The sequence below is a fragment of the Nonomuraea sp. NPDC049504 genome, from assembly GCF_040676845.1.
Taxonomy (GTDB): domain Bacteria; phylum Actinomycetota; class Actinomycetes; order Streptosporangiales; family Streptosporangiaceae; genus Nonomuraea; species Nonomuraea salmonea.
Map to the genome: position 1 here is coordinate 403180 of NZ_JBFAPT010000003.1, position 19003 is coordinate 422182.

The following is a 19003-nucleotide window of genomic DNA, read 5'->3' on the forward strand; positions in this document are numbered from 1 at the left end:
AATATGCGGGTCATATTGGCCGTAAAGTGCCGGACATGCACGCTTTATCACGAGCATCCCTGGCGGCCTTGGTCGCGGTGGTGATCCCGGTGGCGGTTCCGGCCGCTTCCGCCGCCGCCGTCAACACCGCCGACCCCGCTTCAGAGCCCTGCGCCACCCCGGCCTCGCACCGCATCGCGCAGGTACAGGGCGCCGGAGACGCCAGCCCCTTGGCCGGCCAGACGGTCCGCGTCGAGGGCGTCGTGACCGCCGACTTCCAGCGGACCGACCAGCTCAGCGGCTTCTTCATCCAGGACCCCAGGCCGGACGCCGACCCGGCGACGTCGGAAGGGCTGTTCGCGTACGCCCGCGAGTCGGTCAAGGACGTCAAGGCCGGCGACCGGGTCCTGGTGACCGGCACCGTGACCGAGTTCAACGGCTGGACCGAACTGTCGCCCGTCACCGCCGTGGACGTGTGCGGCAAGGGCAAGGTGGCGGCGCTGCCGTACCGGCTGCCGGTGGCCTCCGGCAAGAGCCTGGAGCCGGTCGAGAACATGCTGCTGACCTTCCCGCAGCCGCTCACCGTCAGCGAGCACTACAACCTGGGCCGCTACGGCGAGGTCACGCTCTCCTCCCAGGGCCGGCTGTTCCAGCCGACCGACCGGCGCGGCGTGGACGCCGGGCTCAACGAGCGCCGCTCCCTGCTCGTGGACGACGCCTCCACCCGTGAGAACCCCGCCACGCTGCCGCCCGTCGTGCGGACCGGCGACGTGGCGCTCGGCGTCACCGGCGTGCTCGGCTACGGCTTCGGCTCCTACCGGCTGCAGCCCACCAAGCCCATCGCGTACGCGAACGCCAACCCGCGCACGCCCAAGCCGTTCCCGGTGATCGGGAACGTCAAGGTGGCCTCGTTCAACACCCTCAACTGGTTCACCACGCTCGGCTCGCGCGGCGCGAACAACGCCGCAGAGCAGGAGCGCCAGCTCGCCAAGCTGGTGGCCGCGCTCAAGGGCCTCGACGCCGACGCGGTCGCCCTCATGGAGGTCGAGAACAACGGCCAGACCGCCCTGCAGGCGCTCGTGGACGCGGTCAACGCCCAGATCGGAGCCGGTACGTACGCCGCGCTCGCGCACCCGCACCCCGGTACCGACGCCATCCAGGTCGGCCTGATCTACAAGCCCGCCAAGCTCACCCCGGTGGGCGCGGCGCAGGCGTCGGACGACCCCGTCTTCAGCCGGCCCCCGCTGATCCAGACCTTCCGCAGGAAGGGCGGCGGCCAGCCGTTCACGATGCTGGTCAACCACCTCAAGTCGAAGGGCAGCTGCCCGTCCGAAGGCCCCGACGCCGACCAGGGCGACGGCCAGAGCTGCTGGAACGCCACGCGCGTCGCCCAGGCCCAGGCCCTGCTCGGCCTCATCGAGGACCGGGACCTGCCCAACCCGATCGTGCTCGGCGACCTCAACGCCTACGGCGAGGAGGACCCCATCGGCACTCTTGAGGCGGGCGGCCTGACCAGCGTCACCAAGCGGTTCGTGCCCGCCGCGCAGCGCTACAGCTACCTGTTCGACGGGCTGGCGGGCGAGCTCGACCACGCCCTGGTCGGCAGGCAGCTGCTCAAGCGGGTCACCAGCGCCGCGATTTGGCACATCAACGCCGACGAGCCGCGCATCCGCGACTACAACACCGAGTTCAATCCGCCTGACCTCTACCGTCCCGACGCCTACCGCTCCTCCGACCATGATCCGCTGGTCATCGGCCTGACGCTGCCCGGCGGAGGGCCCGGCGGAGGGCCCGGCGGAGGGCCCGGGCGAGGGCCCGGCGGGCGCTGAGCCCCGGCGGGCGCGGCCGATCCGAAGGGCCGCGCCCGCCGCCGGAGCATGGAATGCTGGGTGTGGGTACGTGGTTGAGACGGATGCACTGCTAGCGACAACGAGCAAGGAGCCACTTGTGGCGACCATCGAAGTAACCGAGAAGAACTTCAACGACATCGCCGACAAGGGGATCGTGCTGCTCGACTTCTGGGCCGAGTGGTGCCCGCCGTGCAAGAAGTTCGGGCCGATCTTCGAGCAGGCGTCGGACAAGCACGAGGACATCACCTTCGGCAAGATCGACACTGACGCGGAGCAGGGCCTCGCCCAGGGGTTCGACATCACCTCGATTCCCACGCTGATGGCCATCCGCGACGGCATCGTCGTCTTCGCGCAGGCCGGCGCCATCCCGGCGCCCGCGCTCGAAGACCTCATCAGGCAGGTCAGGGCCCTCGACATGGACGCCATCAGGGCCGAGCTCAGCGAAGAGCTGAAGAACGCCCAGCAGAACTGACCGCCGACACGTCGAGGCCCCGCCGGTTCACGGCGGGGCCTTTCTCATGCACGGGTCAGAGTTTGCGCGCGACGCCGACGTACCCGAAGGTGATGTGGTCGCCCAGCATCATCTCCTGGTCAGGACGCCACCTGGCGGGGAACGTCAGCCCCGGCTCGGCCAGCTCATAGCCCTCGAAGAAGCGCTCGATCTGCTCCCGCGTACGCAGGTTCAGCGCGGCCGTCGACTTCTTGTAGATCTCCAGCGCCCGCGGGGTCTCGTCCGGCGTCGGGTCCACCGCGTGGCTGATCACGAGGTAGCTGCCCGGCACGCTCGCCGCGCGCAACTTGGCCACCAGGTCGTAGGCGTCGTCGTCGGAGACGAAGTGCAGCAGCGCCAGCATCAGGAACGCCACCGGCTGGTCGAAGTCGACCAGCCCGCCCAGCTTGCCGAGCAGCGCCTCGGGCTCGCGCACGTCCGCCTGGAGGAAGTCGACGTTCTCCTTCCTGGCCAGCAACGCCCTGCCGTGCACACACACCACCGAGTCGTAGTCCACGTAGACCACGCGCGCCTCAGGGGCGATCTCGTGCGTGTTGCCCTGGGTGGGCAGCCCGGCGCCGAGATCGACGATCTGGCGTACACCGGAGTCCACCAGATGGCGCACCGCACGGCGGAGGAAGTCCCGGTTCGCCCTGGCGCCTTCCTTGGTGTGCGGGAATTTCTGGAGGATCTGTTCGGCCGCTGCCCGGTCGGCCGCGAAGTTGTCCTTGCCGTCGAGGAAGTAGTCGTACATGCGCGCGACGTTGGGGACGTTCGGGTCGACCCCCTCCGGAGCACCAGCCACGTCATTTCTCCTGAAATATGAGAGCTTTTCCGGGCGATCATAGCTCTCAAACCTCACCTTTCTCCCGAATTCAGGATTGCCCGCCGATGAGACCTGGATCACTCTTTTCCCGAAAGCGACACAGCGGACCGGAGAAGAACTCCGGCCCGCTGCGGTGTGGAAGGGGGGCAGGCGCGTCACGCCGCCCGGGCCTCGGGGGCCGGGCGGCGCGCCGGGAACGGTCAGTCGCAGACGGCCGTCCGTGGACGGACGGACGGCCGTGACCATCGGCCGGGGACGGTCAGCCGCGGTAGAGCTCGGCGACGCGGAAGGCGAGGTCGAGGGACTGGCCGCGGTTGAGGCGCGGGTCGCAGGCCGTCTCGTAGCGGGTGGCGAGGTCGGCCTCGTTGATCTCGTGGCCGCCGCCCACGCACTCGGTCACGTCGTCACCGGTGAACTCGATGTGGATGCCGCCCGGGTGGGTGCCGAGCGAGCGGTGCACCTCGAAGAAGCCGGCCACCTCGTCGAGCACGTCGTCGACCCGCCGCGTCTTGTGACCGCTCGGCGCCTCGAAGGTGTTGCCGTGCATCGGGTCGCAGATCCACGCCACCCGCGCGCCGGACGCGGTGACCTCCTTGACCAGCGCGGGCAGGTGCTCGCGGATCTTGGAGGCGCCCATCCGCGTGATGAACGTCAGCCGCCCCGCCTCGTTGGCCGGGTTGAGCTTGTCGACCAGCGCGAGCGCCTCGTCGGGCGTGGTGGTGGGCCCGAGCTTGACGCCGATCGGGTTGCGGATCTTGGCGAAGAAGTCGACATGGGCGCCGTCGAGCTGGCGGGTGCGCTCGCCGATCCAGACCATGTGGGCCGACACGTCGTACGGCAGCCCCGTACGCGAGTCGATGCGGGTGAGCGCGCGGTCGTAGTCGAGGATCAGCGCCTCGTGCGAGGAGTAGAACTCGACGGTGTGGAACTCCTCGGGCTCGGCCCGGCAGGCCCGCATGAAGGCCAGCGCCTGGTCGATCTCGCGAGCGAGCTGCTCGTAGCGGCGCCCGGCCGGCGACTCTGCCACGAAGTCCTGGTTCCAGGCATGCACCTGGCGCAGGTCGGCGTAGCCGCCCTTGGTGAAGGCGCGGGCGAGGTTGAGCGTCACGGCGGAGGAGTGGTAGGCCTTGAGCAGCCGCCACGGGTCGGGCATGCGGGCCTCGGGCGTGAAGTCGAAGCCGTTGACCATGTCGCCCCGGTAGGCCGGCAGCTCCACGCCGTTGCGGACCTCGGTGGGCTTGGACCGCGGCTTGGCGAACTGCCCCGCGACCCGGCCGATCTTCACCACCGGCACCCGGCCGGCATAGGTCAGCACGATCGCCATCTGCAGCAACGTCTTCAGCTTCTGACGCACGTTGTCGGCGGTCGCGCCGGCGAACGTCTCGGCGCAGTCGCCGCCTTGCAGGACGAACGCCTCACCACGGGCGACGGCCGCCAGCTGCTCCTTGAGCTGGTCGCACTCGCCGGCGAAGACCAACGGGGGCAGGCCGCCGAGTTCGGCGACAACCTTGTCGAGCTCGCCGCGGTCTGGCCAGTCAGGCTGCTGCGCCGCGGGGAGGGCTCGCCAGGAATCGAGATCCACTAGATTGCTGCTCACGAGATACGAGGGTATTCCACTGGCTCGGCACCACCGACCCCCTTGTCCACGTTGTGAGAATGCGGTTATACGGGTGCGAACCCAGAGGAAGTCAAACTTGCTTTGCCATGAGGTGCTCGGGCCGTACGCCGAGGCCGATCACGCGGGCCACCAGCCCATTGAGCACCGGAATCGCGGTCAGGTCGCGCGGCAGCCGCCGTGTCGGGTCGGCGTCGCCGCTGAGCGTGGGGCTGATGAACCGGTTCTGGATCACCCGCTGCAGCGCCTGGGTGATCCGGGTGGGCGGCATGCGCCGCCGCTGCACCAGGTGCAGCGCCCGCTCGGGGATCGGCCCGCCGTGCCTGAGCGGGCCGGCCAGCAGGTTGGCGGTCGCGACGGCGTCCTGGACGGCCATGTTGATGCCGACGCCGAACACCGGTGACATGGCGTGCGCGGCGTCGCCGATGCACAGCAGCCCGGGGCGGTGCCAGCGGCGCAGCCGGTCGATCCGGACGGTCAGCACGCTGACGTCGTCAAAGCTCGTGATCTGCTCCGCCCGGTCCGCCAGCCAGGGCAGGAGCTCGCTGATCGGCCGGCGCAGCGCGTCGATGCCCTCGTGCCTCAGCCGCTCGTAACCGCCCTTCAGGATCACGTACGCGAGCTGCCAGTAGTCGCCCCGGTTGATGGCGACCATCAGGCGGCCCCGCGAGACCCGCAGGAACGGATCCGCGCGGTCGGCGGGGTCGCGCGGCAGCCGGAACCACAGCACGTCGATGGGCGCGCCGAGGTCCTGCGGCGTCAGACCGGCCTTCGCGCGCAGCACCGAGGTGCGGCCGTCGGCGGCGACGGTCAGATCGGCCCTGATCTCGTGCTCGCCCGACGGGTCGCGGTAGCGCACCCCGCGGACCGCGCCGCCTTCGCGGATCAGGTCGACCGCCTCGGCGTTCATCAGCAGCCGGAAGTTCGGGTAGCGGGCCGCCGCGCGCGTGATGAGCGTGAGGAAGTCCCACTGCGGTACGAACGTGATGTAGTCGTATCTGGTCCGCAGGTTCCGCACGTTGGCGAGGCGGATGTCGCCGGCGTCGGAGACGACGGTCAGGCTGTACGACTTGCGGTGCGGCAGCTTCAGCAGCTCCTCGGCCAGCCCCAGCTCGTCGAGCACCTGCATGGTCGAGGGGTGGATCGTGTCGCCCCTGAAGTCCCGCAGGAAGTCGCCGTGTTTCTCGAGCAGCGTCACCTCGGCGCCGGACCGCGCCAGAAGGAGGGCGAGCATCGCACCGGCGGGGCCGCCCCCCGCGATCACACATCCCATAATTCATCCCCCAATGAGATTGTCGCATCTTCGCCGAAATGCACAAGGGCGGGGGCCATCCGGCGTGCCGGGAGCGCCGAAGTACAGGGGTGAGCCGCCTCTCACACCTGGGAGTGGACGATGAACGACGAGCTCCACACCCTCTCGGGCGCCTACGCCGTGCACGCGCTGCCGTACGCCGAGTGGGTGCTGTTCGAGGAGCACCTGCACGTGTGCGACGGCTGCGCGGCCGAGGTCAGCCGGCTGCGCGAGACCGCGGCCCGCCTGGCGGAGACGGTCGCCGCACCCCCGCCCGCCCGCCTCCGCCACCGCCTCCTCACCGCCGCCCACCGGACCCGCCCCCCGGAGATCCCCGACGACGCGCCCACGGTGTCGCATCGACTGCCCGTGCCGCCCGGGGACGGCGATGGCGGGCGGGTGGCGCCGTTGCGGCGAAGGAGGCGGCGCGTGGAGGTGGTCGCCGGGGTGTCGGTCGCCGTGTCGGCGGCGGCGGCCGTGGCGCTCGGCGTGCTCGCCTTCGACGCCCGCCGCGACCTCGCCGACCTCACCGCCAGGAACGGCGAGCTGGCCGCCGTGCTGGCCGCGCCCGACGCCGAGACCATGCGGCGGCAGGTCACCACCGGCGGCACCGGCACGGTCGTCATCTCGCGCGAGCGGGGGCGGATGGTGTTCACCTCGTCGGGGCTGGCCGAGCTGCCGCGGGCGAAGGCGTACGAGCTGTGGCTGATGGGCCCGGAAGGCCCGCGCCCGGCCGGCCTGCTGGAGCCGGGCCCCGGCGGGGCGAGCGCCCCGGTGGTGCTGACCCCGCTGCGCGGCGACGACCGCGTGGCGCTCACCGTCGAACCGGCCGAGGGCTCCCGGCAGCCCACCACCGACCCCGTCATGCTCGCCGACCTCCCTGAGGCGTGACTTGTCAGGTCTGCACATGAGAGTTCTCCGTTTCGTCGCGCGTGAGCTGGGTCGGCGCTGCTATAAGAATCGTGTGTCTCGTCAGGTGCGTACTTCCCCGGGTGCGGCGTACGACCTCGGGTACCACGTGGTGTGGTGCCCGGGGTACCGCCGCCCGGTCCTCGGCGGCCGGGTCAAGGACCGCCTTGAGGAACGGATCCACGCCAAGGCCGACGAGCATGATGGGGAGATCGTGGCGCTGGAGGTGCTGTCCGACCACGTGCACCTGTTCGTCAAGCCACACCCGAAGCACTCACCTTCGTACGTGGCCGGCCAGTTCAAGGGGTGCACCTCCCACCACCTGCGCGCCGACTTCCCGCACCTGCGCTCCCAGCTGCCCACACTGTGGTCGCGGTCCTCCTTCGTGGCCACGCCCGGTGCGGTGTCCGCACAGACGGTGCAGCGCCACATCGAGACGCAGGACGAGCGGTCGTCCAAGGGCGGTGGCCGTGCGTAGGTCGTTCAAGTTCCTTTTGCGCCCCACCGCCAAGCAGGCCGCTGCACTCGCCGCGTGCCTGGAAGACCACCGTCAGCTCTACAACGCCGCTTTGGAGCACCGCCGCACGGCCTACCGCACGGCAGGCGTGACGGTCCGGTACGGCGATCAGTCGGGCGAACTGCAGCACATCCGGGGTGATGACCCGGATGGGCAGGGCCGCTGGTCGTTCTCCTCCCAGCAGGCCACCCTGCGGCGGCTGGACAGGGCATTTCGTGCGTTCTTCGACCGCGTCAAGGCCGGGCGTACGCCCGGCTTCCCCGGTTCAAGGGGCGCGGCTGGTTCGACACCGTCGAGTGGCCCAAGGACGGCGACGGCTGCCGGTGGAACTCCCAGCCCGAGCGCCCCACCGCGTACGTCCGGCTCCAGGGCATCGGGCACGTCCGCGTCCACCAGCACCGGCCCGCGAAAGGCCAGGTGAAGACGATCAGCGTGAAGCGCGAGGGTTCCCGCTGGTATTTGGTCTTGTCGTGTGATGGCGTGCCCGCCGATCCGTTCCCGGCCACGGGCGTGGCCGTCGGCGTGGACCTGGGCGTCGCCTCGCTGGCCACCACCAGCGACGGCCGGTACCTGGTCAACCCGCGCCGTCTGGCCGCCTCGGCCGACCGGCTGGCCGAAGCCCAGCGGGCCCTGGCCCGCAAGCGGCGCGGCTCCCGTCGCCGCCGTAAAGCGGTGGCGCAGGTCGCCGCCCTGCGCGCCAAGGTCCGCCGCCAGCGGTTGGACTGCGCGCACAAGGCCGCCCTCGCACTGGTCGCCAGGTACGACATGATCGTGCACGAGGACCTGCGGATCGCGAACATGACTCGTTCGGCGTCCGGCACGATCGACCGGCCCGGCCGGAACGTGACCGCCAAGGCCGGCCTGAACCGGTCCATTCTCGACGCGGGTTGGGGGGTGTTCCTGACGGTCCTCGCGTACAAGGCTGAAAGCGCCGGTCGAGAGCTGATCGCGGTGAACCCCGCCGGCACCTCCCGCACGTGCTCGCGCTGCGGGCATGGTGCGAAGGAGAACCGCGTCAGCCAGGCCGTGTTCCGATGTCAGGGGTGCGGGCATGCCGCGCACGCCGACGTGAACGCGGCGATCAACATTCTGAGGGCAGGGCTTGCCCTTCGCCAGGCTGCGGAAGCGGCTTAGCGAGAAGCCGCTCCCCTCAGGGAGCGGAGGAGTCACGATGAAGACCCTCGGCTACGCCTACGACCAGGTGGGCCGCGAGGTCATGCCGTGGACGTTCTCCGAGCAGGGCACCGAGATCGATTCCCTGGTCTACGGCACGCTGCCGCGTGGCCGGCACACGATCGAGTACCGCTCGATGGACGCGGCGGGCAACTACGGCAGGCCGAATGTGCACCTGCTCGGCACCCGGGTCAGCGGCGCGCTCGCGGTGCACGGCGCGGCGAACCTGACCGTCGCCGGCGCCGACCTACTCGACGGGCCGCGCGGCCGCGCGTACGAGGCGGTCCAGCACGTCCGTCAGTGACGCGGTCGCGCTGACGCGGATCCTGGCGTACTCGTCCGGCGGGTACTGCCGGGGTCCGTTCTCGATGAGCAGGATCAGGTAGAGGTAGGCGCGATAGAGGTCGAGCCTGGTGCGGGCGGCCGGGGTGAGCTCCAGCGGCGTCACCTCGCGGTAGCCGGCCAGCAGCGGGTCGTCGTCGGCCAGCTCGCCGAAGATCGTCGGCGTGACGAACTCGGCCAGCGGGTCGCCCCAGAAGGCCCGCTCGTGGTCGATGATCGCCTGGATGCGGGGCGGCCCGCTCACGTCGAGGAAGACGTTGCCCGCCCACACGTCGAAGTGCACCAGCCGCGGCGTCGTCACCTCGTCCAGCACCGGCGCCGCCGCCTCGGCGATCGCCATGATCTCCGCGGCGGGCAGCGGCAGCGGTGTCGGGTAGCGCTCGGTGTCGCCGAGCAGCGCCGCCACCATCGCGAGGAACGCCGAGCGCCACGTGCGGCCGGTGATGCCCGCGTGCGGATAGCCGAACACCTCGCCGGTCACCGTGTTGAACCTGGCCAGGTGGCGGCCCAGCTCCCTGCGCAGCCCGGCCTCGCCGTCCGGCTTGACGTCGTTCCACGACACGCCGTCGAGCGCGGCCAGCAGCAGGTAGTCGCCGCCCAGCACGGGGTCGTCGAACCCGGCGCGCAGCAGCGCCGCCACCGGCACCCCCGCCTGCGCCGCCAGGCCGATCGCGGCGGCCTCCATGCGCAGCAGGTTGCGCTCGTAGCTGAGCTGGTCGAGGTCGGGCGGCGGGCTCAGCTTGAGCACCGCGTCGCGGCCGTCGGCCAGCCGCAGCCGCCACACGGCGTTGGCGTAGCCGTCGGTCAGCTCGGTGGCGGACTCGACGCCCACACCCACCGCGCGGCGGGTCAGGGCGTCGAGCTCGGCCGCCGCTAAGCGCCGCTTGGTCCTGCTGTCCATGGTCCTCGCATCCTGCTGCTCATGCGGACTCCCGGCGTACGAGGTGGGTGTCGAGGATCACCACGGGCTGGCGCAGCTCCTCGCCGTTGATGCGCGCCACCAGGAGCTGGGCCATCTGCCGCCCCATCGCCTCGGTCGGCTGGTGCACGGTCGTCAGCGGCGGGTCGGCGTGCAGCGCGGCCTTGGAGTCGTCGAACCCGATCACCGCGACGTCGTCGGGGATCGAGCGGCCCTCGGCCTTCAGCACGCGCATCGCGCCGAGCGCCATCGGGTCGGAGGCGGCGAACACCGCGTCGAGCTCGGGGTGGGCGCGCAGCAGCTCGGTCATCGCCGCGGCGCCGCTGTGCTCGGAGAAGTCACCGTAGGCCACGAGCTCGGGAAGGCCCGAGGGCAGCAGCGCGTCTCGGTAGCCCGAGAGCCGGTCGACGCCCACGCCCATGTCCTGGGAGCCGGCGATCGTGGCGATCGCGGTGCGGCCGAGGCCCAGCAGGTGTTTGACCGCCTGCCGGGCCCCTGCCCTGTTGTCCATGTCCACATAGCTGTAAGGGTCGAGGCCGACGGGGCGGCCGCCCAGCACGGTCGGCACCCCCATCGTCTCCAGCCTGCCCGGCAGCGGGTCGGCCCCGTGCAGGGACAGCAGCAGCACGCCGTCGACGTGCTGACCCGTCAGGTAGTGCTCGAGCCGCGCGTGCTCCTCCGGGGTGCGCGCCATCGCGAGGATGAGCTGCAACCCGGTCTCGGCCAGCGCCGAGCCGATGCCGCGGATCGTTCCCGCGAAGTACGGCTCGTCGAAGACCCGGAACTGGGACTCGGACACCACCAGCGCCACCGTGTCCGTGCGGCGCGTCACCAAGGCGCGCGCCGCACGGTTGGGCACGTAGCCCAGCTCGCGGATCGCCAGCTCGACGGCCTCGCGGGCCTTCGCGCTGACGTTGGGCGAGCCGTTGATGACTCTCGACACCGTGCCCCGGCCCACCCCGGCCCGAGCAGCGACTGCCTCAAGAGTCGGTCGGTTCATGGCGCCTATTCTGCCGGATGATCTCCGAGTACCAGTGCGCGCTGTCCTTCAGAACGCGCTCCTGGGTCTCGAAGTCCACCCGCACGATGCCGAATCGCTTGCCGTAACCCCAGGCCCACTCGAAGTTGTCCATCAGCGACCAGGCGAAATAGCCCTCCAGCGGCACGCCCGCGTCGATGGCCTCCTTGCAGGCGCCGAGGTGCGCCTCCACGTACGCCTGCCGCTCCCTGTCGTGGACCCGGCCGTCGTCCAGCACGTCGTCGAAGGCCGCGCCGTTCTCGGAGACCACCATCGGGATCGGCGGGTAGTCCCGCGCCACCCTGGTGAGGATCTCCACCAGGCCGCCCTCGTCGATCTCCCAGCCCATCGCGGTCACCGGGCGGCCGCCGTTGACGAACGAGACGTGCTCGCTGCCGACCCACGGAGACCCCGAGTCCGTGGGGGCCGCGGCGGCCGACTGCTTGCCGCCGGGCGCGCCCGAGACGGTGAAGCGGCTGTAGTAGTTGACCAGTAGCACGTCGAGCGGCGCGTTGATGGTCTTCATGTCGCCCGGCTGGATGAAGTCGGGCTCGACCGGCAGGTCCGCCAGCACGTCCTCGGGGTAGCGGCCGAGCAGCATCGCGTCCAGGAAGAAGCGGTTCTGCAGGCCGTCGATGCGGCGGGCCGCGTCCAGGTCGCGCTCGCTGTCGGTCTCCGGCGTGACCGCGTACAGGTTGACGCAGCCGCCGACCCGGCGGGCGTTCATCGCCTGCACGGACAGACCGTGGGCCAGGTTGAGGTGGTGCGCGCCCCTGATCGCGTTCTCCGGCTCTCGACGGCCGGGGGCGTGCTCGCCCGAGGCGTAGCCGAGGAACGCGGCGCACCATGGCTCGTTGACCGTGCTCCACGTGTGGACGTAGTCCTGCAGTGCGTCGTGGACCGCGGCGGCGTACTCCGCGAAGCGGTAGGCGGTGTCGCGGTTGGGCCAGCCGCCCTCGTCCTCCAGCGCCTGGGGCAGGTCCCAGTGGTAGAGGGTCAGCCACGGGTCGATGGCGTGCTCGCGCAGTTCGTCGCAGAGCCGCCGGTAGAAGTCGAGACCCTTCTGGTTGATCCGGCCGGAGCCGTCCGGCTGGATCCGGGGCCAGGAGACCGAGAAGCGGTAGGCCGACAGGCCCAGCTCCGCCATGATGGCGACGTCTTCCCGGTAGCGGTGGTAGTGGTCGATGGCCACGTCCGCGTGGTGCCCGTTCAGCACCTTTCCCGGCGTCTTGGTGAAGGTGTCCCAGATGGACGTGCCGCGCCCGTCCTCCGCGACCGCCCCTTCGATCTGGTACGCCGAGGTCGCGGCCCCCCACGCGAAGCCCGCAGGGAAGCGCAGCCCGGAACGCGTCTGTTCCTCTTGTGTCGTCACGCTTTGACCGCACCTTCCATGAGGCCGCCGACGATCTGGCGGCCGAATGCGACGAATACTGCGATGAGCGGAATGATGGACAACGCGGTGCCCGCGAAGATCAACGAGTACTCCGTGGAGTACCTCGCGTTGAGACCGTTGATCGCGATCTGCACGGTCGGGTTGTCCTGGTTAAGCACGATCAGTGGCCACATGTAGTCGTTCCACATGAGCATGAACGTGTTGATGCCGAGCACGGCCATGCCGGGCCGCACGGCGGGCAGCACGACGTTCCACCAGATGCGCAGCGTGGCGGCGCCGTCCACCCGGGCGGCCTCGACCAGCTCCATCGGCACCGACTGCCGCGTGTACTGCGTCATCAGGAAGACGCCGAACCCGTTGAGCAGGTACGGCAGGATGACCGCCTTGAGGGTGCCCGTCCACTCCAGGCTCACCATGAGCCGGTAGAGCGGCACCACCCCCATCTGCTGCAGCGGCACCGCCATCGTCAGCAGCACCAGCAGCAGCAGCGCGTTGCGGCCACGGAAGTTCAGGTTGGCGAACGCGAAGCCGGCCAGCGTCGAGATGAGGATCACCGAGATCGTCACGACGCTCGCCACGATGAACGAGTTCGTCAGGCCGGCCACGAACTTCGCCTCGGGGTGCTGGAGCACCGCGATGATGTTCTGCCCCAGGTTGCCGCCCGGCAGGAACTTCGGCGGCGACGAGACCGCGTCGGAGTTCGTCCGCGAGGCGATCACCAGCATCCAGTACAGCGGGAACGCCGACAGGAAGATGGCCAGCCCGAGCAGCACCCGCGTCAGGACGGTCGGTTTCCAGATGGTCATTTCGTGCCCCCGATCCTGCGCACGAACGCGAAGTTGATCGCCGCTCCGATGAGGATCAGCAGGAACAGCAGCCAGGCCGCGGCCGAGGCGTAGCCGTAGTCGAACTCACGGAACGCCTCCTTGTAGACGAACATGGCCACCGTCTGGAACTGGCCCTGCGAGCCGCCGTCGGGGTTGCCGTTGTAGAACGTCATCGGCTCGGAGAACAGCGTCAGGCCGCCGATCGTGGAGTTCAGCACCACGAAGATCATCGTGGGGCGCAGCATCGGCAGCGTGATCTGCCAGAACTGCCGGCGCTGCGAGGCCCCGTCGATCGAGGCGGCCTCGTACAGGTCGCGCGGGATCGTCTGCATGCCGGCCAGGAAGATGATCGCGTTGTAGCCGGTCCAGCGCCAGTCGACCATGGTCGCGATCGCGATCCACGACGGCAGGCGCTCGGCCCGCCAGTTCGTGTTGTCCACCCCGGCCATGCCGAGCAGCCAGTTCACCAGGCCCCAGTCGCGGGCGAACAGCTGCGTGAAGACCACCGCCACCGCGACCACCGAGGTGACCAGCGGCAGCAGCACGCTCATGCGCAGCGCCAGCCGGAAGCGCATGCGCTTGTTCAGCGCGTTGGCCAGGAACAGCGCCAGCAGCATCTGGGGGACGGTGGCGATGATGAACATGGCCAGGGTGTTGACCGTGGCCCGCCAGAAGTCGTCGTCGCCCAGCAGCGCGGTGTAGTTGCCCAGACCGGCCCACTCGACGGTGCCGGTCAGGTCGTAGTCGTACAGCGAGTAGTAGAGCGTGAACGCCAGCGGGAAGAGCCCGAAGGCGGCGAACAGCAGGAAGTACGGGGACACCAGGAAGTACGGCATCGCCTTGACGTCCAGACGGGAACGCCAGCGGCGGCCGGGCGGGCGGGCGCGGTGGTTGCTCCGCGCCGCCCGCGGAAGGGTGTCGAGGCTCATAACAGACCTTTCGGCGGCAACAAGCCCGGCCCGCCGCGAGGCGGGCCGGGCGGGAGATCAGCCCGCGGCCTTCACCGCGTCGTCGACCAGCTGCTGCCAGGCCTTGTCGTACGGCACCGAGCCGTCGTCCATGCCCTGCACGACCGACTCGATCGCGCTCTTCACCTGCGCGTGCTTCACGCCGAGGAAGACCGGCTGGAGGCTGGCGGCGGACTTGGCGAAGATCTCACCGACGGGCGCGTCGTTGAAGTACTCGTTCTTCGCGCCCTGCACCGCCGGGTCCTGCTGCGCCTTCGTGTTGCTCGGCATGTTGCCGAAGTCGGTGAAGACGCTCGCCTGTGTCGTCGCCTGCGTCAGGTAGTCGGCGACCATCGCCGCCTCCTTCGGGTGCTTCGACTGCTTCGGCACGGCCAGCCAGGAGCCGCCCCAGTTGCCGCCGCCGCCGGGCACCGCCGCGACGTCCCACTTGCCCTTGCCCTCGTCACCGGCGTTGCCGCTGATCGCGCCGAGCATCCAGGACGGGCAGCCGAGCGTGGCGAACGCGCCCTTCTGGGTGCCCGTCGCCCACTCGTCGGTGAAGTTGCGCAGCTTGGCGGTCAGGCCCTGCTGGCTCAGCTTCTGGGCGAAGTCGAAGGCCGTCTTGACCGCCGGGTTCTTGTCGACGATCAGGTTGTTGTCCTTGTCGAAGTAGGAGACGTTGCCGTTCTTGGCCGCCTCCTGGTAGAGCACCACCTGGTAGAGCGTGTTCGTGCCGTCGGCCCACTTGGTGTCCTTGACCTTCGACTGGAACTTCTCGCCGGTCTTCAGGAACTCGTCCCAGGTCGGCCACAGCGCCCCGACCTCCTCGCGGTCGGTCGGCAGGCCGGCCTTCTCGAACAGGTCCTTGCGGTAGCACAGGCTCATGCCGCCGATGTCGGTGCCGAGGGCGAACAGCTTGCCGTCGGCGGCGACGCCGTTCTCCCACTTCCAGGCGGGGAAGTCGGCCTTGCGCGACTCCAGGCCGTGCTCCTTCAGGTCCGCCCACCACTCGGTGCGCGCCTTGGCCAGACCCATGCCGCCCTCGTCGATGCCGACGACGTCACCCGCGCCGCTGCCGGCCTGCAGCCACTGGATCATCTGCGGCCAGTACTGCTGCTCGAACTGGTCGGTCAGGTTCTCGTGCTGGATCTGGATGTCCTTGTGCTCGGCGTTCCACTTGTCGACGGCGTTCTTGTAGCCGAAGTTGGTGCCGCCGCCGAACGTCTGCACGCGGATGGTGATCGGCCCCGCCGCGGCGGAGGAGGCCGGGGCGCCGCTCTGCTCCGCGGTGCCACCGGAGCCGCACGACGCGACGGCGAGCGCCGCCGCGGCCAGGGCCGAGGCCGCGGCGAGGGTGCCGCGACGCTTCCTGATCATCATGGTGGAGCCCTTCTGGGGTGAATGTTGGGAGGGCACCGCGACACGCGCTCTGCCGCGGTGGAATCTTTGGGAGCGCTCCCACAAAGGGTGCACTTACCCGGTTCGCCCGTCAATCCCGCGAAACGCAACCGTTACCAATGGGGCGGTTTAACACTCAAAAACCGGATTTTTGGGCATGAACGCCTCAAAGAGCTGATTGGGAGCGCTCCCATCACAAGAGGCATCTTTCGTGTCGCTTCGGGGCATGTCTCCCCACCTGAACGGGCCTGAGCCCGCGGGTGCCATCACGGGGCGGCACTACGGGGTCAGGGAGCGGGGATGTTGCATCTGCTGTCGCTGCGGTACGCGGCCTCGGAGGAGGAGGCGGGGCCGCGCGCACCCGGCACTGGCCGGCCTGCTCGGGGCACGCGCCGTCGGCTGATCACCCGGCGGGCGCGCAGGCGGCGGCGCGTTCCTCCAGAAGGGCGCGTTCGCGGGCGTTGCGGGTCATGGCGGCGGCGCGGGCGAACTCGGCACGGGCCTCGTCCCTGCGGCCCAGCTTGGCCAGCAGGTCGCCGCGCACGCTCGGCAGCAGGTGATAGCCCTTGAGCGCGGGCTGGCCGGCGATCTGATCGAGCAGCGCGAGCCCGGCCGCGGGGCCGGATGCCATCGACAGCGCCACCGCCCTGTTCAGCTCGACGACGGGGGAGCGGGACAGCTTGGCCAGCTCCTCGTACAGGCCCGCGATCCGCGCCCAGTCGGTCTCCTCGGGTGCGAGCGCACGAGCGTGACAGGCGGCGATGGCGGCCTGCAGCGTGTACGACCCCGGTGAGCCGGACAGCGCCTCGGCGCGTCCGAGTGCGGCCAGGCCGCGGCGGATGAGCAGGCGGTCCCAGCGGCCGCGATCCTGCTCCAGCAGCAGGACCGGCTCGCCGGACGGCCCCACCCTGGCCGCCGACCGGGACGCCTGGATCTCCATCAGCGCCACCAGCCCGTGCACCTCGGCCTCCGAGGGCATGAGCCCGGCGAGGACACGGCCGAGGCGGAGCGCGTCGTCGCACAGGGCGGGCCGCATCCAGTCGTCGCCCGCCGTCGCCGAGTACCCCTCGTTGAAGATGAGGTAGACGACCTCCAGCACGGACGACAGCCGCGCCGCCAGCTCCGCCCCCTGCGGCACCTCGAACGGGATCTTCTTCGCGGCGAGCGTGCGCTTGGCGCGGACGATGCGCTGCGCCGCCGTCGGCTCCGGCACCAGGAACGCCCGCGCGATCTCATCGGTGGTCAGGCCGCCGAGCACGCGCAGCGTCAGCGCCACCCGCGCCTCCATCGACAGCGCCGGATGGCAGGCCGTGAACACCAGCCGCAGCAGGTCGTCCTCGATCTCGTCCGGCTCCGGCGCCTCCTCGGTGAGGTCGATGCGACGGCCCAGCTCGGCGAGGTTGCGCTGGAGGCGTTCGTTCCTGCGGATGAGGTCGATGGCGCGGCGCTTGGACACCGTCATCAGCCACGCGCCCGGGTTGCGCGGCACCCCCGACTCCGGCCACTGCTCAAGCGCCGCCACCAGGGCGTCCTGAGCCAGCTCCTCGGCCAGCCCGACGTCGCGGACGAGCCCGGCGAGCCCGGCGATGAGCCGCGCCGCCTCGATCCGCCAGACCGCCTCGATCGTCCGCTGGACGTCAGAACCCGCCACCGGCCCATGAGACCAGTCAGCCCCACGGCCGCGCAACCCGGATCAAGGGCGAGGCTCGTCTCCCAGCAGGCGCTCGCGCAGGGCCTCGTCGTATGCCTGCTGTTCCGGCGACATCGTCCCCTCGGGCGTGTCGGAGCCGTCGAACACCTGCCACACCTCCAGGCCGACCCCGTCGTTGCCCGGCGGCACCGGCACGCGCAGCGCCCATTCGACGGCCTCCTCGCGCGACTTGACCTGGATCAGCCAGAAGCCCGCGATCAGCTCCTTGGCCTCGGTGAACGGCCCGTCAATGACGGTCGCCTTGCCGTCGCTGTAGGAGATCTGGGCGCCGTGCGAGCTGGGATAGAGGCCCTCGGCCGCCAGCAGCACGCCCGCCTTGGTCAGGGACTCGTTGTAGGCGCGCATGCCGTCCACGAGTTCCTGGCTGGGCACCGCCCCCGCCTCGGTCTCGGCGCTCGCCTTGCCCACGATCATGAATTTCATCGGTTCTCCTCGGGTCTCTTCGAACGTTCTCGGCAACGCGTCGAGCGGCTGCGTCCCGGATCGACACGCCCCGCGACTTTTCTTCGCGGCGCCGGACGTCAGGTCTGCGGCCAGGTCAGTGGGGTGGTGAGGGCGTGGAGGGCTTCGCGGGCGTTGCGGCCGGCGCCGGCGGAGACCTCTTTGCCCTCCCTGTCACGGGCGACGGCCAGGACGAGGCCCTCGGCCGGGTCGTGGGCCAGCGTGATCGTGTGGCCGCCGACCAGCAGGGCGTCGGCGGTGGCCGAGCGGTCCTGCTGGGCGTCCTTGCCGAGCAGGACGTGCGCGCCCACCAGCCCGGCGACCGGCTTGCGGTGCCGGCCGAGCAGCACGGGCTCGCCGTACGGGTCGGCGACCTGGCGTACGAGGTCGCCCAGCTTGGACCGCGCGGTCGACAGCCCCACGAGCGGCAGGCCGGTGAGCACCCCGCCCACCCTGGAGAGCGGCACGAGGGCCGCCCACTCCCAGCGCTCGCGGGTGATCATGATGGTCCTGCCGTCCTTGGCCTCCTCCACGAGCCTGCCCCAGCGGGCGCGGGCGTCCTCGACCGCGAAGGGCACCCCCAGCATCGACACCATCTCGTCGTACGACGGCCGCTCACCGTGGATCATCGCCAAATGGTAAGGCGCCTTACAACTTTCCGCAATTGACCGGCTGGGCGGAACCGGGTTACCGTCCCGGGACGCTGGTGAAGCTGCTGTGCGGGCTGCATCGGCCGTCGCGTGGCACGATCCTGGTGGACGGCCGTCCGCTCGGAGACCTCGCGCAGGACGCGTGGCAGGCCAGGGTCGGCGCGGTCTTCCAGGATCACGTCCGCTTCGAGCTCACGGCCGGCGAGACGGTCGGCGTGGGGGATCTCCCCAAGCTGCGCGACCCCGCGGCCGTGGCGGGGGCGCTGGAACGAGCCGACGCCGGCCAGGTGGTCGCCGGGCTGCCTCAGGGACTGGAGACCGAGCTGGGGGAGACGTTCGAGCACGGTGTACGGCTCTCCGGCGGGCAGTGGCAGCGGCTGGCCCTGGCTCGCGGGTCGATGCGGACGGAGCCGTTGCTGCTGGTGCTGGACGAGCCGACCGCCGCGCTGGACGCACCGGCCGAGAGCGCGGTCTTCGCGCGCTACGCCGAGGCGGCCAAGGGCCATCCGGGAGCCGTCACGTTGCTGATCACCCACCGCTTCCCCACCGTGCGGATGGCGGACCTGATCGTCGTCCTCGGCGAAGGCCGGATCGTGCAGTGCGGCACCCACGACCGGCTCAGCCAGATCCCGGGGCCGTACGCCGATCTCCTGACATGACGAACGCGCGCCCCGGGAAGGGGCGCGCGTTCCGCTGTCAGGAAGAGG

19 protein-coding genes and 1 pseudogene are annotated in these 19003 nt (G+C 70.5%); 8 read left to right on the forward strand and 12 right to left on the reverse strand.

The genetic code is table 11. From position 1 onward, the window contains the following. The first annotated feature begins 35 nt into the window (after nucleotides 1-35). Together AB0K28_RS08310 and AB0K28_RS08315 are read left to right on the forward strand one after the other, a co-directional pair. Nucleotides 36-1808: an ExeM/NucH family extracellular endonuclease gene (locus AB0K28_RS08310; protein WP_364366640.1), complete on the forward strand. Its 1773-nt coding sequence runs from the start codon at nucleotides 36-38 to the stop codon at nucleotides 1806-1808. A 118-nt stretch (nucleotides 1809-1926) separates the two neighbouring features. Further along, on the forward strand, nucleotides 1927-2301 hold the full coding sequence (locus tag AB0K28_RS08315) for a thioredoxin family protein (RefSeq protein ID WP_345402140.1): 375 nt from the start codon (nucleotides 1927-1929) through the stop codon (nucleotides 2299-2301). 55 nt (nucleotides 2302-2356) lie between these two features. Here the strand turns inward: AB0K28_RS08315 and AB0K28_RS08320 are convergent, their stop codons facing one another. From AB0K28_RS08320 to AB0K28_RS08330, 3 genes are all read right to left on the reverse strand, one after another. Continuing rightward, nucleotides 2357-3124 (reverse strand): SAM-dependent methyltransferase, encoded by a 768-nt coding sequence (locus AB0K28_RS08320; RefSeq protein WP_345402143.1) that lies wholly within the window; start codon nucleotides 3122-3124, stop codon nucleotides 2357-2359. A 280-nt stretch (nucleotides 3125-3404) separates the two neighbouring features. Then, nucleotides 3405-4742 carry a class II 3-deoxy-7-phosphoheptulonate synthase gene (locus tag AB0K28_RS08325; protein ID WP_345402146.1) on the reverse strand — a complete coding sequence of 446 codons (1338 nt, stop codon included), beginning with the start codon at nucleotides 4740-4742 and terminating at the stop codon, nucleotides 3405-3407. A 91-nt stretch (nucleotides 4743-4833) separates the two neighbouring features. After that, nucleotides 4834-6033, reverse strand: coding sequence for an FAD-dependent oxidoreductase (locus tag AB0K28_RS08330; RefSeq protein WP_364366645.1), 1200 nt, complete (start codon nucleotides 6031-6033; stop codon nucleotides 4834-4836). Nucleotides 6034-6153: 120 nt separating this feature from the next. Here AB0K28_RS08330 and AB0K28_RS08335 point away from each other — a divergent pair, with 120 nt between their 5' ends. The 5 genes and pseudogenes from AB0K28_RS08335 (at nucleotide 6154) to AB0K28_RS08355 (ending at nucleotide 8954) form a co-directional block, all read left to right on the forward strand. Beyond that, on the forward strand, nucleotides 6154-6942 hold the full coding sequence (locus AB0K28_RS08335; protein WP_364366648.1) for an anti-sigma factor: 789 nt from the start codon (nucleotides 6154-6156) through the stop codon (nucleotides 6940-6942). An 85-nt stretch (nucleotides 6943-7027) separates the two neighbouring features. After that, a complete protein-coding gene (tnpA, locus tag AB0K28_RS08340) occupies nucleotides 7028-7438 on the forward strand; it encodes an IS200/IS605 family transposase (protein ID WP_364366651.1) in 411 nt (136 codons plus the stop codon). Then, nucleotides 7431-7499, forward strand: a pseudogene (locus AB0K28_RS08345) (hypothetical protein); the annotation flags it as partial. The gene tnpA and the pseudogene AB0K28_RS08345, both read left to right, overlap by 8 nt. Before the next feature lie 188 nt (nucleotides 7500-7687). Beyond that, nucleotides 7688-8611: a transposase gene (locus AB0K28_RS08350; RefSeq protein ID WP_364366987.1), complete on the forward strand. Its 924-nt coding sequence runs from the start codon at nucleotides 7688-7690 to the stop codon at nucleotides 8609-8611. Nucleotides 8612-8648: 37 nt separating this feature from the next. Then, the gene (locus AB0K28_RS08355) at nucleotides 8649-8954 is read left to right on the forward strand and encodes a hypothetical protein (RefSeq protein ID WP_345402161.1); all 306 of its coding nucleotides are present in this window, start codon (nucleotides 8649-8651) and stop codon (nucleotides 8952-8954) included. On the opposite strand, the gene AB0K28_RS08360 is transcribed toward AB0K28_RS08355, so the two are convergent. The 9 genes from AB0K28_RS08360 to AB0K28_RS08400 form a co-directional block, all read right to left on the reverse strand. Then, entirely contained in the window at nucleotides 8898-9893 is a 996-nt protein-coding gene (locus tag AB0K28_RS08360; RefSeq protein WP_364366654.1) for an aminoglycoside phosphotransferase family protein, read from the reverse strand. The two genes, AB0K28_RS08355 and AB0K28_RS08360, sit on opposite strands and share 57 nt — an antisense overlap. 19 nt (nucleotides 9894-9912) lie before the next feature. Continuing rightward, the gene (locus AB0K28_RS08365) at nucleotides 9913-10911 is read right to left on the reverse strand and encodes a LacI family DNA-binding transcriptional regulator (protein WP_364366657.1); all 999 of its coding nucleotides are present in this window, start codon (nucleotides 10909-10911) and stop codon (nucleotides 9913-9915) included. Further along, nucleotides 10892-12301, reverse strand: coding sequence for a GH1 family beta-glucosidase (locus tag AB0K28_RS08370; protein ID WP_345402167.1), 1410 nt, complete (start codon nucleotides 12299-12301; stop codon nucleotides 10892-10894). The genes AB0K28_RS08365 and AB0K28_RS08370 overlap by 20 nt, the downstream gene beginning before the upstream one ends. Further along, a complete protein-coding gene (locus AB0K28_RS08375) occupies nucleotides 12298-13128 on the reverse strand; it encodes a carbohydrate ABC transporter permease (RefSeq protein ID WP_345402170.1) in 831 nt (276 codons plus the stop codon). Before AB0K28_RS08375 ends, AB0K28_RS08370 begins: the two co-directional genes overlap by 4 nt. Then, entirely contained in the window at nucleotides 13125-14078 is a 954-nt protein-coding gene (locus AB0K28_RS08380; protein WP_364366661.1) for a sugar ABC transporter permease, read from the reverse strand. Before AB0K28_RS08380 ends, AB0K28_RS08375 begins: the two co-directional genes overlap by 4 nt. Nucleotides 14079-14135: 57 nt before the next feature. Continuing rightward, the gene (locus AB0K28_RS08385; RefSeq protein WP_364366663.1) at nucleotides 14136-15476 is read right to left on the reverse strand and encodes an extracellular solute-binding protein; all 1341 of its coding nucleotides are present in this window, start codon (nucleotides 15474-15476) and stop codon (nucleotides 14136-14138) included. Nucleotides 15477-15897: 421 nt separating this feature from the next. Further along, complete coding sequence (locus AB0K28_RS08390; protein ID WP_364366666.1) at nucleotides 15898-17145, reverse strand: RNA polymerase sigma factor; 1248 nt, start codon at nucleotides 17143-17145, stop codon at nucleotides 15898-15900. A 42-nt stretch (nucleotides 17146-17187) separates the two neighbouring features. Next, entirely contained in the window at nucleotides 17188-17628 is a 441-nt protein-coding gene (locus AB0K28_RS08395; RefSeq protein ID WP_364366669.1) for a YciI family protein, read from the reverse strand. 98 nt (nucleotides 17629-17726) lie between these two features. Continuing rightward, nucleotides 17727-18275, reverse strand: a complete 549-nt coding sequence (locus tag AB0K28_RS08400) for a hypothetical protein (RefSeq protein WP_345402187.1) — start codon at nucleotides 18273-18275, stop codon at nucleotides 17727-17729. A gap of 35 nt (nucleotides 18276-18310) precedes the next feature. Between AB0K28_RS08400 and AB0K28_RS08405 the strand changes: the two genes are divergently transcribed. Next, on the forward strand, nucleotides 18311-18955 hold the full coding sequence (locus AB0K28_RS08405; RefSeq protein ID WP_364366672.1) for an ABC transporter ATP-binding protein: 645 nt from the start codon (nucleotides 18311-18313) through the stop codon (nucleotides 18953-18955). Nucleotides 18956-19003: the final 48 nt, after the last annotated feature.

Excerpts from the sequence above, each read along its gene's own strand:
- AB0K28_RS08385 (WP_364366663.1), bottom strand. The coding sequence starts at position 15,476 with ATGATGATCAGGAAGCGTCGCGGCACCCTCGCCGCGGCCTCGGCCCTG.
- AB0K28_RS08360 (WP_364366654.1), bottom strand. The coding sequence starts at position 9,893 with ATGGACAGCAGGACCAAGCGGCGCTTAGCGGCGGCCGAGCTCGACGCC.
- AB0K28_RS08395 (WP_364366669.1), bottom strand. The coding sequence starts at position 17,628 with ATGAAATTCATGATCGTGGGCAAGGCGAGCGCCGAGACCGAGGCGGGG.
- AB0K28_RS08335 (WP_364366648.1), top strand. The coding sequence starts at position 6,154 with ATGAACGACGAGCTCCACACCCTCTCGGGCGCCTACGCCGTGCACGCG.
- AB0K28_RS08330 (WP_364366645.1), bottom strand. The coding sequence starts at position 6,033 with ATGGGATGTGTGATCGCGGGGGGCGGCCCCGCCGGTGCGATGCTCGCC.
- AB0K28_RS08380 (WP_364366661.1), bottom strand. The coding sequence starts at position 14,078 with ATGAGCCTCGACACCCTTCCGCGGGCGGCGCGGAGCAACCACCGCGCC.
- AB0K28_RS08355 (WP_345402161.1), top strand. The coding sequence starts at position 8,649 with ATGAAGACCCTCGGCTACGCCTACGACCAGGTGGGCCGCGAGGTCATG.
- AB0K28_RS08365 (WP_364366657.1), bottom strand. The coding sequence starts at position 10,911 with ATGAACCGACCGACTCTTGAGGCAGTCGCTGCTCGGGCCGGGGTGGGC.
- AB0K28_RS08375 (WP_345402170.1), bottom strand. The coding sequence starts at position 13,128 with ATGACCATCTGGAAACCGACCGTCCTGACGCGGGTGCTGCTCGGGCTG.
- AB0K28_RS08400 (WP_345402187.1), bottom strand. The coding sequence starts at position 18,275 with ATGATCCACGGTGAGCGGCCGTCGTACGACGAGATGGTGTCGATGCTG.
- AB0K28_RS08310 (WP_364366640.1), top strand. The coding sequence starts at position 36 with ATGCACGCTTTATCACGAGCATCCCTGGCGGCCTTGGTCGCGGTGGTG.